Source organism: Pseudarthrobacter sp. WHRI 8279, from assembly GCF_040224115.2.
GTDB lineage: Bacteria > Actinomycetota > Actinomycetes > Actinomycetales > Micrococcaceae > Arthrobacter.
The window spans coordinates 2,263,151-2,277,456 of record NZ_CP168162.1; the positions used below are offsets into that span (position 1 = coordinate 2,263,151).

Here is a 14,306-nt window from a genome sequence, read left to right on the forward strand (position 1 = left end):
GCGGCGCGCGGCCGCCGTCGTACGCGTTCCCTTCCCGGCATGGAAGCAAACGGCGACGGTAACGCCTCAGTAACGCGCAGCGGGGTCCACTGGGTCTGCCGGTACAGCTTTCGAGGGAGTGGAGCGCAGACATGGGATGGAGCGGCTGGTTCAATCTGGGTGGGCCTGCGGGCGGGTTCAACGGTGGCCCGGCCACCATCTCCCGCAACAAGGACGTCTGCAACATCTACGTCCGCGGGAATGACAACGCACTGTGGCAGCGCGCCTGGTTCTCCAACAGCTGGCACCCATGGGGCCGGCACAACGACGGCGGCGTCCTGGCCTCTGAGCCCGCGCTGGGATCGATGGGACCGGACCATGAGCACGTTTTTGTGCGCGGAACGGACGGGAACGTCTGGCAGAAATACTGGACGCGGAGCGGCGGGTGGAGCGGCTGGTTCAACATCGGCGCCCCCGCCGGCGGCTTCAGCAACGGGCCCGCCACCATTTCGCGGAACAAGGACGTCTGCAACGTCTACGTCCGCGGCAACGACGGCGCCCTGTGGCAGCGCGCCTACTACGCCAACAGCTGGCACCCCTGGGGAAGGCACAACGACGGCGGCGTCCTGGCGTCGGAGCCTGCGCTCGGGTCCATGGGGCCGGACCATGAACACATCTTTGTGCGCGGCACGGACGGGAGCGTCTGGCAGAAGTACTGGACGCAGGCCGGCGGGTGGAAGGGCTGGTTCAACATCGGCGCGCCGGCCGGCGGCTTCAACGCAGGGCCCGCCACCATCTCCCGGAACAGGGACGTCTGCAACGTCTACGTCCGCGGGAATGACAACGCGCTGTGGCAGCGTGCGTACTACGCCAACAGCTGGCACCCCTGGGGAAGGCATAACGACGGCGGCGTCCTGGCCTCCGAGCCTGCGCTCGGCTCCATGGGGCCCAACCATGAACACGTCTTCGTCCGCGGCACGGACAGCAACGTGTGGCAGAAATACTGGGTCCATGAGGTGGAGCCGGCAGGCGAGGTGTCCTTCGGGGTGAGCGAGTGCGTCTACAGCTGGACGGCGGCCTACCACCAGTCCGGAACCCGGGTCACCGTGCGGATCCAGCTGAACCCGGACGCCGGCATCAGCGACGCCACCATGAACACCCTGCGGACCACGTGGCGGAACGGCATCATCAACACGTGGTCGGACCGCTTCAGCTGCCTGGCCCCCAACGGCGGCCGCCAGTCCGTCACCTTCGATGTGCAGTGGGTCAGCTCCGGAGCCCACCACGTGGTGCGCGTCCAGCCGGGGCCCGCCCGGTCCAACATGCGGCTGTGGGACACCAGCGATACCGGCGATGTGGCCGCCCACGAGTTCGGGCACATGCTGGGGCATCCCGATGAATACGCGGACGCCGCCTGCCCCGCCAGGAGCCCGGTGAACACCGGCACCGTCATGGCGGACAACACCGAGAGCGTGGCCCGCCACTACAATCGGATCACCGGATTCCACGGCTCCGGCCACTCCCCCACAGCCGGAGCATCCGAGCCGCCCGAGGTTTCAGAAGAGGCCGCCATGACGCTGAAAAACATTGACAACCTGAGGCCGGAACCGCGCACCGCCGTCCTGCAAAGGCTGCGCGGCATGGCCGGCGCCGGCGCAGTCCCGGAGCGCGCGGAGGACGCCGAGGTCTCGTTTGAGGTCAGCGGCGGCGCACCGGGCGAACGCTACTTGTACCGGCTGGGCGTCCACGGGGACGGGGCCGCCCAGCGCAGCGTGGTGGACGAGATGCAGCAGGGCGGCGATGAGGAGACATCCCACGGGGTGGACCGTCAGCTGGCGGGCCGGGTGTTCCAGGCGGCGGCCGACGCCGGCCTGCTCAATGACGGTGCCCCATCCGTGCCCCAGCAGCAGCTTGAGGGTGAAGTCCTGCCGGACAGCATGGTTGCCGTCCTCACCGTCCGGGACGGCGACGCCATTCGCCGTATCGCTTTCCCGGCGGACGAACCCGCCAACGCCGCGGCGAGCCTTCCCGGCGAGCCCGCGGACATCCCGCTGCGGACCCAGGTCCAGCTGCCTGCCGAATCGGTCACGGCCCTGCGCCCGGTCCTGGACGCGCTGGGAGCGGTTGAGGCGGCGCTTTAGGGCCCGGCAGGTCACTGTCGGCGGGCTCCCGGCAGCGAAGGACAGCGCACGACGGCGGCGCGCGGCCGCCGTCGTACTTCTCAGCTCCCGCTCCCCCAGGGTGAGTTTTTGTCCAGATATGCAGGGTTGTGCGCGGTTTATCTCCGCATATCTGGACAAAAATTCCCGGTTGGGGGCGACGCGCATCCTCGCCCTCGACGCGCAAAGACGATGGCGCGGCCCATATGCGGGTAGCGTCACCGTCTTTGCGTGTCAGGAATACTTATGGGCGTCGAAAACGACTGCGAGAGGGTTCGGGTTTGAACCCACATCAAGTGATAGAGGGTTGGGGCATGGGACCCGTCTCGATCCGGGTATTCGGGTGGCGTGAGGTTGTGCAACGTACGACGGCGGCACGCGGCCGCCGCCGTACGTCACTCCCTGTCCGGCCCCGGCTCCGGGAGGAGAACAGAGGGCCTGTCGCCGGGAACCGGTGGGAAGTTGTCCTGCTGGGCGTAGATGATCTTCAGGTGGTAGGCATAGCGGATAAAGAACGACGCGCAGAGCGTCCCGACCTGTGCCACCAGGCTGGGCAGGTGGACATACTCAACCAACGCCCATAGGAGAGGAACCCTGGCCATCGCCTCGAGGGTATTGAAGGTGAACGCATGGAGGAACCGGTGGAGGAACGGCCTTCGCCGGTTTCCCAGGTCACCAAAGGCCAGCTTCTCCTGCAGCAGGAAGTTGGTGATGATGGTGGTTTCGCCGGCGATGATTGCGGCACTGATGTAGTCAATACCAACAGCGGTCAGGGCCATCATAATGAGGATGTTCAGCACGGTGCCGAATGCCCCGATCAGGGCAAAACGGGAAATTCTGGCGCCCAGAATGAGTTGAACCAGATAGGTCATTTTTGGTCCTCGGTGGAAGTGGACGGCACCGGCGCTTTGAGTACTTTCCGCACCTTCCAGTCCCCAAATGACGCAACTACGCTTGAGTTCTCCAAGGCCCGGCCCGCGTTGTCCAGTCCAAGGTTGGTGATGTTGCGTTTCGTAGGCGGGCCTTCAACGATCCAGTCGATGCTCCGCCACCCTTCCGGGTGCCGCACAGCGAAATCGGAGTCCAAATCCATTTTTTCCAGGGCTATCACTTTCCATGGATCATGCCGCCCGTCAGCGTTAAGGTCATGCCACATGGAGTAGGGAACCAGGGCCACGTCATTCTTGGGCAGGTTGTCCTTGGACCACCGCAGGGCCTCGTTCCAGTCAGCATTGTCATTACTCACCATCAATTTGTGGTTCATCGATATCCAGGGCGGTACTACCACCGCGGCCAGGCCGAAGATCACGGCAGTGCCTGATACGGCCAAAGCGATGCGGCGCGCACCCGGCGCCGTCAGTGCCGCTTTTGATGCCAGCCCTTTCCCGAAAGGTCTAAGCCTGAACAGCCTTGGCAGGGTGCGCCCGGTGAGATCGGCGGCAACGGCGATGGCCAGCACCAGGAACGGGATGGCGCCGATGACGTACATGGCGGGCAAATAGCCCTGGCCAATCATCACGGGTGCCGCGAACAGCAGCAAAGCCACGGGAATCCAGCGTGACTCGCGAAGCGCCAGGCACACCAATGCTGCCGCAAGGCCGAGAAGGATCAAGCGACTGTCGTAGTACGCCCAGCCCATGACGAGTTCATGCCTGCCGGAGGCTGGGTCCAGGAAGGTGCCGGATCCCGGCCGGGAAAGGAACTGGTACGTCAGGGCATCCTGCAAGGACACGTGGCCCGGGCCCGCTATGAGCTCCCCTTGCAGGATTGCCAGCAGCGGGAAGAAACCGAGTACCAAACCTCCCACGGAGAGGAACCCGACGAGCGAAAACAACCGCGTCTCCCAAGAGGGGCGGTGTAAAAGGGCCAACAGCAGGGCCGGTCCGAAGATGGCCAGCGTTTCCTTGGACAGCACGGCGACGGCGAAACAGACGCCTGCACCGACGTGATCCCACAGCTTCAATTTCGGTGACAGCACCAGGTAGAACGCCATCAACAGCCAAGGCAGGCCCACGTTGTCGATGAACACCTGCCTGCCCAGCACCAGGGACAGCGGTGACGTGCAGTAGAGGAGCGCTGCCAGCACCGCGAACGGCAAGCGGAGCTGGAGCCGCCGCGCGATAAGGAACACCAATACTGTGCTGGCCACGAAGAACACAGCAACCACATAGCGCATTTGCCCTACATAGACTTCGCCTCCCTGGCCGATCAGCCCGGGGAGCCAGGACAGGACGCCCAGCTGCAGCCACCCCAGCGGCGGGTGATCGTACCAATAGGTATATGGCGCCAAGCTTCCGTGAAGCGAGGACAGCGCTTGGGCCGTATAGGTGCCTTCATCATCCTGGTATCCGGGGGCGCCGAGAATATTCCAGCAGGCGAGGACGGCCCCAACCAAGGCAACAAGGAACCCTGTTTTCTGGTCCACAGTACGGCGCAGGAACATTCGGCTGGCCGCGCGGAGGAAGCCTCCGGCACCGGTAACAGGGGCAGGCGGGAACCAGCGCTTACGTACAGGTTGAAGCAGGGTAATCATGGCTGCGCCGCCAGGTAACCAAGATGTGCCCCTGAGTGCATTGTCTTTTCCCAGGCGAAGTCGCCCTGCCGGAACTTAGCGAGGGCACGAAGGGCGGAATATGCGAGCAGGACCTGGTAAAACGGGGTCCCCAAGACGAGCCTGACGTGGTCATAGATCCGGATTTTGTACCCGTGGTCCCGGCCGAATTCGCGCAGCATGCAGACGTCGAAAGCGACGGCGGCAACGGCCGGAACCAACGGAACGAATGTCAGCAGGGCTACAGGGACGGGAAATTTCCCAAAGAGCGCGGTGAGTATGGACAGTGGGATGCAAAGTCCTGCAAACGCCATGAAGTGCTGTTGCATCAGCGTCCACCATGCGACGCTCCGCTGTCTCAAGGTGGGGAGTGCCCGCCAGTCCCGCTTGGCAATGACCTGCATGAAGCCGAGGGACCACCTCGTCCGCTGTTTGATCAGGGCACGGATCGAATCCGGGGTTTCTTCCTTGGTGACCAAGTGGGGTGCGTAGGCGATAACAATTTTGCGGTTCAGTACCGACAGTCGAACCCCAAGATCGCAGTCTTCCGCAAGGCAGTTGCCGTCCCAGCCGTTTATGGAGCTGAGTACATCACGCCTGACGAATACGGTGTTGCCGCCGAGCGGGATGAATCCCTGTTTCGCGTAGGCGTGGAGCCGGGAGCGGAACCACATGAAGTATTCGAGGCAATTCCGGAGGGCGTACCAGGAGTCCCGGTAGTTGACCAGCTGGACTGCTCCCTGGACGACGTCGGCGTTCCGGGCAACGAAGCAGGTGTCCACGTGCAGGAGCAGGTCAGGGGCGGCGATCGACTCCGCGTCGAAGATCCCCACAACGTCTTTCCGGCACATCGCCAGTGCCGTGTTGAGTTGCCTGGGTTTGTTCTTGACGGCCCCTTCGTCCACACTGACACGCACCAGCCCTGGACGCTCCGCGGCCAGTTTCCGGGCCACCGCTAGGGTGTGCGGGTCGTCGTCGCCCACGGAGATGACCACTTCGATATCTGGATGGTTCTGGTTGCACAGGTGGTCCAGGGTGGAGCGCATGACCATTTCGCTTTCATGCCGGCACGGCATGATGAGGGAAAACGAGACTCCTGGCGTGGGAAGCAGCGGCCTGTAAGACGTCGCCGCCTTGGTTCTGGGGTCCCACCAGGCGTGGGTGGAGACGTAGAGCGTGGATAAGGCGATGACAAACAGTACGGCCGATATTCCAGTGATGAGCACACCGAGAAGAACGGGGAGGACTTCAGTAAGCATTGTGAGCCTGTTCAGTAGCAGGTGGCTGACGCCTTGTGCCGGCACCAGTTTTTGGGCGAGCTGAAGTAGGGCCGCTGGGTCGCGGCCTTTTTGTGTTCCTGCGGGGAGTACGGGATTCGCGCTTATGGCTCAGCCGTCTCCGGCGGCGCAGGCCTTTCCATCGCTGTTTGTATCCAGGTTTTGGGGATCGTTTCCTGCCTGGCGCACTGCCAGCCCGTCCTTGAAGTATTTGCGGACTTCGCTGCAGGACCAGCTGTGCTTCATGGCGTTCGGGTCCTTGCCGGCCGCTTTCATCTCATGCACATGCTGGGAGAGGCTGGGAGGAATCACCGGCAAACATTGGCCGTCGTCGCCATATGCCTTAAGGCACCCGCCGCCGCCCGCCGTTGCTCCTTTGAACACCTGGGACGGTAAGGTCTTTTCCCGGAGCTGTGGCGGTGGCCCCTGCGGGGCGGAGCCCGTGCCTATCGGATGCTCCCGTGCCGCAGCCGATTCCAGGGAAGTCTGCTGCCTGTTGGCCGGATCAGCTGCATCCGCCGGTCCCGGCTGTACCCTGCCGCCGTTCGCGGCGGGCGGCAGGCCTGGTGCGGAGGGCCTTGCACCCGCGTCTGCAGGTATCTGCGCGCCTGCCAGCTCGGCCCCGGTATGGCTGTGGTTGCTGGTTTGGGCCGAAGCAGCGCCTACGACTGCACCGTTTGCCGAGTGGTAGGACAGTGCCAGCAGTGCCGTTAGGCCCAGTGTCACGATGCAGTTGCGCACCCATCTAGCTGCTCGGCCGCGCGGGCTCCTGTTCCGGTATTCAGTCACGATATCCACACCCATTTCGCAATGCTTGGAAGGTTATTGGTGTCAAGGACGGTCAGCAGGTAAGGCCCTGGCGGCAGCAAATTCGGGTTGGCGGGGACCGTCGCGCTTACCGTGTCGCCACTGGTGGTCAGCGGCAGGTCCACCAGGCGGGCGTTGGTGTCTGTTTGGTGTGTGGCCGACATGGGGGACATCAGTTGGGCTGCCTTGATGGTGCCCGTGGTCTGCAGGGTGATCTGTTGTCCACGCGTCGCGGCAGTGGGCGCTGCCGTGATGGCGGGCCGTGTCCCGTTGAACATGTATTTGGGGGAGTAGATGGAGATGCGGGTGTCGTACGAGTTGTCCAGCGGGTTTGATCCCAAGACCGCCACCCTGCCATCCGGGAGGAGGATGGCTGAGGAATGGTAGTTGCGGCCTACCGGATCGGCGCCGATGTCCATCCACGAATTGGTGGCGGGCTGGTAGATGGCCGCCGTCATGACGTCGTCCGAACGGTTATGCCGGGCACCATTGGCGGCAAGCACCGTCCTGTCAGGGAGGTTCAGGAGGTTGACGTAGCTTTTCCCTGGGCCCGGGAGATCGGGGCCCGGCACATATAACGGGTTCGGTTGCTTCAGATCGATGATGTCCACCAGGTTGATGGCTGGAGTATTTGCGTCGGTGTTTCCGCCGCCAACAATCATGACCTTCTGATCCTGTGCCGGGCCCAGCAGCACGGATCCGGCTTGGTCCCGCATGTCCTTTTGCCGCAAGCCTGGAACGTCCCAGATTTCCGCTGCTTTCCAGTCGTACAGCGACGCTCCGGTCCCGGGCAGCCCGTTGCCGAAAGTGTGGCCCCCGGAGTAGAACATCCGCCCGTCCTGCAGCAGGTACATGTGCGGGTACGTGCCCCAGAAGCTCCAGGTTTGTGGAACGTTGCCCGATGGGAGCCAACTCAGCGTTGAGGATTGGAACATCTCTGTCAGGACTGTTCCTTCGGCCTTATCGTCCAGGCCGCCGGCCGCCCACACATCGCCGTTTCCGAGTTTTGTCATGGTCGGGTACCAGTGGCCGCCCGCCATATCGCCAAGGGGGTGGAATGCGTTGTCAACAGGGTCGAAGTAGTAGCTTTTCCGGGAGCCCTTAAAGGTTGTGGGCCCCTCCTCCGTCGTGGGGTATGACAACGTTCCGCCGCCAATGAGGACCTTCCCGTCAGGCAGCGTCACATGCCCGGCGCAGAACATGTCATACGGGACGGGTACATCGGTGAACGTGTTGGTGGCCGGGTTCCACACGGAGCCCTTGAAGGAGCCCGCATCAAATGAGCTGCCCTCATTTCCGGAGCCGGCGATCAGCAGCACCCTGCCATCACTCAGCAGGGTGGAGTGGATGGAACGCAGCGGCAACGGAGCTTCCAGCACTTCCCAGGACCCGGCGCTTGCGGGTGTCGCGGCTGGGGGTGGCGGCGGTGCCACGACCTCCTTGAGCGAGTAGTTGGTGGTTTTCAAGGTGCCGTTCGCCGATATGGACATTCCGAACGAGATGGCGTCCACTCCGTCCGGAACAGCAGGGGTTGTGGCCACAGCAAGGGCCCAGGTGGAGGTCGCGGCGGGCTGGGCGAGGTCTGTCCAGTAATTCCATCCTGCCGCTGTATGGGCAAAAACAGTGATGGAGTTGCGGGAAGACGTGGATGTGTAGTCGACAGAGAGGTTGTACTTGCTGCCGGCTTTCACTCCCGGGGCGCAGGCGGGCGTTCCGGAGGGTAGGAGTTTCGCGTCACCGCTGACGTAGTTGCTGACGGTGATGGACCATGAGCGCGACCCTGCAGGAGCCGTAGTGGGTGTGTCAGGCGATAGGGTCTGCGAGATGTCCCGTGTACCCCAGCCCGCAGCTGCGAAGCAGGTTGGCAGCGGACTGCCGGCAGCAAGGGTCCCGTTGACCACGAGTTCACCGCCGGCAGGCGGCGGCGTTGGGATGGTGGTGGACGTTGCAAACAGCGAGTAATCGTCAGTGGTGAGCGTTCCGTCGGCGCTGATGGAAAGCCCAAAAGCGATCTGATCCGTCCCTGCCGGGACTGGCGGTGACGTTACCTTCGCTTCGGCCCAGTCGGCGGACGCGGGGGCCAGGCCCAGGTCACCCCAGTACGTCCAGCCGCCGGCAGTGTGCCTGAAAGTGGTGATGGATACCTGAAGCGTCGACTGGTACCAGATGCCCAAGTTGTAGGCTTCCCCGGGGCTGACTTTGGGCGCGCAGGCCTCGGACTCTTTCTGGATGGCCTTCCTGTCACCGGTGGTATGGCCGCTGACGGTCACGCTGAGCGCCCGCCCCCCTGTTCTCCCGGGCGAATAGTTCCACTCTCCAGGGGTACCCCAGCCGGAAGCCTGGAAGCAGTCAGGAAATGCTGCACCGGCTTCCAAGGAGGGATTGAGGACCAGATTTGGGCCCACACTCTCTGCCGCCGAGGTGGGGACGCTGGCAGAGACCAGGCCCCCCATAACGAGGCCGGCCAGCAGGACGCTGGCAGCCACCCGAAGCAGCTTGGGACGGAGGCGGTTCTTACGCCTGACGGAACCCGGCAAACGACCGGTGTATAAATCCAGTGGAAATGGGATCAGCTGCACTTGGGCACCAGTCCTTCGTCGTTGTTCCGTCATCCAGTGGTCACAGGCAGCGGGATGCCGCCGTCCCGCGCGGACGAAGGCCGTTCCCTGCCCCATCACCTGCAGAAATCACTGGAATTGCGGAATGAGCCGCCACAGGTCCCGGATCTCAGCAGGATCAATGTATGTGGCTGCCCATGGGGAAAAGCCGGGATATTGATACAACGACTATAAAAAGCGGATTTAGCTTAAACCCGAGTAAGTAGTACTCGAAAAGTAATTGCAGGGTTACCTTTAAATTGCGCGAGACGTGCGGGGGAATATAAGTAAGTAGATTCCAGGTAAATAAGAAATGTCCCGGACGCTAACAATAATTGAAAGCTATATTCTTGCATCAAACCTGCATTATAAGGATGCTTTTTGCGCCGGCCACGCTATCAACACGCCAGCATCCTTTGTTTAGGCTTTGCCGCATTGACGCGTCTTAAAGGAGTGCGACGGCGGCACGCGGCCGCCGTCGCACTAGCCACCCTCCGGGAACGCGCGCATCCTCGCCTCCGACACGCAAAAAGGATGGCGCTGCCCATATCCGGGTGGCGCCATCCTCTTTGAGTGTCAGGAAATCTTATGCACGTCGAAAACGATCGATAGAGGGTTCCAGAGAAACCCCACATCAAGCGATAGAGGGTTCCAGGTAGGCCCACATCGAGTGAGCGAGGGTTTAAGGAAAATCGACGTTAAGTGAGAGAGGGTTCCAGGGAAACCGACGTTAAGTGAGAGAGCGTCGGTTGGGGGTGGGGGTGGGGGGGTTTGGGTTAGAGGTCGGCGAGGAGGGCTTTTGGGTTTTCTATTGCGTCGGCTACGAAGCGGAGGAAGCCTGCTGCGGTGCCGCCGTCGCAGACCCGGTGGTCGAAGGTCAGGGTGAGCTCGGTGACCTTGCGGACGGCCAACTCTCCGTTCACCACCCACGGCTTGTCGATGATCCGGCCCACGCCCAGGATGGCCACCTCGGGGTGGTTGATGATCGCCGCGGATCCGTCCACGCCGAACACCCCATAGTTGTTGAGCGTGAACGTGCCGCTGCCCAGTTCCGTGGGGGTCGCCTTGCCCTGGCGTGCGACGTCGGTGAGCCGGCGGATCTCGGCGTCCAGTTCGCGGGCGGTCAGCTTTTCGGCGGCGCGGACGGACGGGACCACCAGGCCGCGGTCGGTCTGGGCGGCAATGCCGAGGTTGACCCCGCTAAATGAGACGATCTCCTGCGAGCCGTCCTCCGCGGTTTCGATGCGGGTGTTCAACTCCGGGTATTTTTTTAGCCCGGCTGTGACAAAACGTGCGATGAACGCGAGCAGGCCGGGCACCTGGTCACTGCCGGACTTGAGTCCTTCACGCAGCTCCATCAGCCCGGTGGCGTCCACATCGACCCAGACGGTCGCCTCGGGGATCTCGGAGCGGCTGCGGGCCATGTTGGTGGCCACAACCTTGCGGACGCCCTTGACCGGGGTCCGTGCGGAGATCGGCAATCCCGTCCGGGCGTCGACGCCATGGGCTTCAGACGGACGGGGTTCGGCGGGGGCAGCCACCGGGGCAGGCTCAGCAACCGGCCGGGGCTTAGCAACGGCGCGTTCCTCCACCTGCGGCGTGCTGATGGCCTTTTCCACGTCCCGGCGCATGATCAGGCCGCCCTCGCCGGAGCCGGGAAGTTCGCCGAGGTCCACGCCGTGCTCGCGGGCCATGCGCCGGACCAGCGGGGAGATCACCGCGCCGAGCTTGCCGGGGACCCTGGTGCGCAGGAGCGAAAGGTCCACATCGGCACTTTCTGCGGGACCGCCGTCGGCCGCTCCATCCTCCAACGGAAGGGTGCTGACAGACCCGGAACCGGAGGCCGCAGGAGCCTTCCGCGCGCGGGTGCGCCGGGCAACACCGTGGCCGCCCGGGGTTCCGTAGCCGATCAGCACGTTGCCGGACCCGGCTTTTTCTTCTTCCCGATAGGTTTCGGCTGCCGCCTCTGCGACTGTCGACGCGGATGATGCCGCCCCGGGAGTGGCATCGGGCCTGTCGGAGCCGGACGACATGCTGCTTGCAGCATTGTTGTCCGGCGAAGGGGCGGGGGCGGCAGCATCCACGGCCCCGACAGCAGAAACAGGCGTCACCGAGATCAGCGGCTTCCCCACGTCCAGGGTCTCCCCCGGCTGCCCGTGCAGCTCAGCAACAACCCCGGCATAGGGAGAAGGCACCTCCACGGTGGACTTGGCGGTCTCCACCTCGGCGATGGGCTGGTCCACGGTAATGGTGTCCCCCACGGCAACGTGCCAGGACACCAGTTCGGCTTCGGTGAGGCCTTCGCCCAGGTCCGGCAACAAGAACACGCGTGTCTCACTCATGGTCAGTTCTCCCACTGAAGGTCGTCAACGGCGTCGAGGATGCGGTCCACGCCGGGCAGGTAGTACTTCTCAAGCTTCGGCGCCGGGTACGGGATGTCGAACCCGGTGACGCGGCGGATGGGGGCGGCCAGGTGGTGGAAGCAGCGCTCCTGCACCCGGGCCACGATCTCGGAGGACACGGACGCGAAGCCGTGGGCTTCGGCGATCACCACGGCCCGGCCGGTCTTCCGCACCGACTCGCACACCGTCGCGTCGTCGAACGGCACGAGGGTGCGCACGTCGATGACTTCCAGCGAGCGCCCCTCCAGCGCGGCGGCCTCGGCGGCGGCGAGCGCGGTGGGGACGGACGGGCCGTAGGCGATCAGCGTGGCGTCGGTTCCGGGGCGGGCGACGGCGGCGCGCCCCTCAGAGGATTCCCCCGCCTGGGCAGCAGCGGAGTGGGCGGACCGCAGCTCGGCAAGGTCCACCAGGTCCTTGGACCAGTAGAGCTTCTTGGGCTCCATGAAGATGACGGGATCGTCCGAGTCGATGGCTTCGCGGAGCATCCGGTACCCGTCCGCCACGGTGGCGGGGGTGAACACCTTCAGGCCGGCGGTGTGGGCGTAGTAGGACTCGGAGGAGTCGCAGTGGTGCTCCACTCCCCCGATGCCGCCGCCGTAGGGAACCCGGATGACCATGGGCAGCTTCACAGCACCCTTGGTGCGGTTGTGCATCTTGGCCACGTGGCTGACGATCTGCTCGAACGCCGGGTAGGCGAACGCGTCGAACTGCATCTCGATCACCGGACGCATGCCGTTGATGGCCATGCCCACGGCCATGCCCACAATGCCGGACTCGGCCAGCGGGGTGTCAAAGCAGCGCTGCTCCCCGAACGTGGCGGTGAGCCCGTCGGTGATGCGGAAGACGCCGCCCAGGAGCCCCACGTCCTCACCGAACACCAGGACGGAGGGGTCGGCGTGCATCGCGTCGGCCAGGGCCGTGTTCAGCGCCTTGGCCATGGTGACCGGCTGCGGGCCGGACGCCTCGGACAAAGCGGCGGCCGAGGCGGCCGCCCGGGCAGTGGCAGCAGAAACGTTGCCGTTGGCCTCGGAGGAAGTGGTGATGGTGGGGCTCACTTGCCGGCCTCCTTCGAATCAGACGTGGATGCTGCGTCGCGCGCGAGTTCGTCGGCGAGCAGGGCGGACTGTTCCTGAAGCTGCGGCGTCGTCTTTTCAAAGACGTGGCGGAAGAGCTCCTGCGGGTCCACGGGCACGTCCTCGCTGAGGCCGTCGCGCAGCTGCGTGGCAACCGCTTCCGCCTTCTCGCGGATCCGTGCCTCGCCGTCGTCGTCCAATAAACCGCGGTCCGTGAGGTAGGTGCGCATCCGGTTCACGGGGTCCTTGGCCCTCCACTCCGCAACCTCGGAGCTTTCCCGGTAGCGGGTGTCGTCGTCGGCGTTGGTGTGGGCCTGCATGCGGTAGGTGTTGGCTTCCACCAGCAGGGGGCCGGAGCCGCCGCGGCACAGCGCAACGGCGCGGTCCAGGACGGCGAGGAGCGCCACCACGTCGTTGCCGTCCACGCGTTCGCCGGCCATGCCGTAGCCCACGGCCTTGTGCGCGAGCGACGGCGCCACGGACTGGTGTGCCAGCGGCACGGAGATGGCGTACTTATTGTTCTGGACGAAGAAGATGACGGGCAGGTGGAAGACGGCGGCGAAGTTCAGGGCCTCGTGGAAGTCGCCTTCACTGGTGGCGCCGTCGCCGCACATGGCCAGCACCACGGTGTCCTCGCCGCGGAGCTTGGCGGCGTGGGCCACGCCCACGGCGTGCAGCAGCTGGGTGGTGAGCGGGGTGCACTGGATGCCCACCTTGTGCTTGAGCGGATCGAACCCGCCGTGCCAGTCGCCGCGGAAAATGGTCATCACCTGGACCGGGTCCACGCCGCGGGTCATCACGGCGACGGCGTCGCGGTAGGTGGGGAACATCCAGTCGCCCTTGGAGAGGCAGAGGGCGGCGGCCACCTGGCAGGCCTCCTGGCCGTGGCTGGACGGGTAGACGGCCATGCGGCCCTGCCGGACGAGGGCGGAGTTCTGGTCATTGACGCGGCGTCCGACGACGAGCTGCTCGTACGCTGCCAGCAGTTCCTCATCGCCGGGCAAAGGGTATTCGTGGCCGGGTTCGGTGCCCTGCTCACCCTGGGGCTTCAGCCTTCCGTCCGGGTCCACCATCTCGATCTGGTGCCGGGCGGGGAGCATGTAGTCCTCAGCCGTTATGCCGAACTTCTTGGCGGCCTCGGAGAGGGCGTCCTCGGCGGGCGCCTGGCTGGATGTGTCCGGGTGCGCGGTGTGGTCTGCGGAGATCGTCATTGTTCCGTCCTTCTGTTGCCACTATTCCTTCCCAGTATCGTCCTGCGGGCGGTTTCGTATCCAGCACCTGACGGAATCGTGGAGAAGCTGCTCAATAACGTCGCTTTTGGAAGACGATTTGGCAGTGTGAGCCAGGTTACGGACAGGGCGCGTGGACAAATTGCAGGCAGAGAAGCCGGGACGGCCGGATGTCGGTCATCCAGGTGCCATCTTCGATGCAGTCTTGCCGCATAGCCGCGGGCTGGGCCTT

At 64.3% G+C, this 14,306-nt stretch carries 9 protein-coding genes; 1 reads left to right on the forward strand and 8 read right to left on the reverse strand.

All coding sequences use genetic code 11. The features are described 5' to 3' along the window. Nucleotides 1-131: 131 nt before the first annotated feature. Nucleotides 132-2,120 (forward strand): hypothetical protein, encoded by a 1,989-nt coding sequence (locus ABRP28_RS10415; protein WP_350004391.1) that lies wholly within the window; start codon nucleotides 132-134, stop codon nucleotides 2,118-2,120. 413 nt (nucleotides 2,121-2,533) lie between these two features. On the opposite strand, the gene ABRP28_RS10420 is transcribed toward ABRP28_RS10415, so the two are convergent. The 8 genes from ABRP28_RS10420 to ABRP28_RS10455 form a co-directional block, all read right to left on the reverse strand. Next, nucleotides 2,534-3,010, reverse strand: a complete 477-nt coding sequence (locus ABRP28_RS10420) for a GtrA family protein (RefSeq protein WP_350004390.1) — start codon at nucleotides 3,008-3,010, stop codon at nucleotides 2,534-2,536. Beyond that, the gene (locus ABRP28_RS10425; protein WP_350004389.1) at nucleotides 3,007-4,671 is read right to left on the reverse strand and encodes a glycosyltransferase family 39 protein; all 1,665 of its coding nucleotides are present in this window, start codon (nucleotides 4,669-4,671) and stop codon (nucleotides 3,007-3,009) included. The genes ABRP28_RS10420 and ABRP28_RS10425 overlap by 4 nt, the downstream gene beginning before the upstream one ends. Continuing rightward, nucleotides 4,668-5,948, reverse strand: coding sequence for a glycosyltransferase family 2 protein (locus ABRP28_RS10430; protein ID WP_350004388.1), 1,281 nt, complete (start codon nucleotides 5,946-5,948; stop codon nucleotides 4,668-4,670). Before ABRP28_RS10430 ends, ABRP28_RS10425 begins: the two co-directional genes overlap by 4 nt. A 129-nt stretch (nucleotides 5,949-6,077) precedes the next feature. Next, the gene (locus tag ABRP28_RS10435) at nucleotides 6,078-6,692 is read right to left on the reverse strand and encodes a hypothetical protein (RefSeq protein WP_374152832.1); all 615 of its coding nucleotides are present in this window, start codon (nucleotides 6,690-6,692) and stop codon (nucleotides 6,078-6,080) included. Between the two features lie 59 nt (nucleotides 6,693-6,751). After that, nucleotides 6,752-9,259 (reverse strand): kelch motif-containing protein, encoded by a 2,508-nt coding sequence (locus ABRP28_RS10440; protein WP_350004386.1) that lies wholly within the window; start codon nucleotides 9,257-9,259, stop codon nucleotides 6,752-6,754. A gap of 887 nt (nucleotides 9,260-10,146) precedes the next feature. Beyond that, complete coding sequence (locus tag ABRP28_RS10445) at nucleotides 10,147-11,712, reverse strand: dihydrolipoamide acetyltransferase family protein (RefSeq protein WP_350004385.1); 1,566 nt, start codon at nucleotides 11,710-11,712, stop codon at nucleotides 10,147-10,149. 2 nt (nucleotides 11,713-11,714) lie between these two features. Beyond that, nucleotides 11,715-12,827: an alpha-ketoacid dehydrogenase subunit beta gene (locus tag ABRP28_RS10450; RefSeq protein ID WP_350004384.1), complete on the reverse strand. Its 1,113-nt coding sequence runs from the start codon at nucleotides 12,825-12,827 to the stop codon at nucleotides 11,715-11,717. Beyond that, on the reverse strand, nucleotides 12,824-14,056 hold the full coding sequence (locus ABRP28_RS10455) for a thiamine pyrophosphate-dependent dehydrogenase E1 component subunit alpha (protein WP_350004383.1): 1,233 nt from the start codon (nucleotides 14,054-14,056) through the stop codon (nucleotides 12,824-12,826). Before ABRP28_RS10455 ends, ABRP28_RS10450 begins: the two co-directional genes overlap by 4 nt. Between the last annotated feature and the right edge of the window lie 250 nt (nucleotides 14,057-14,306).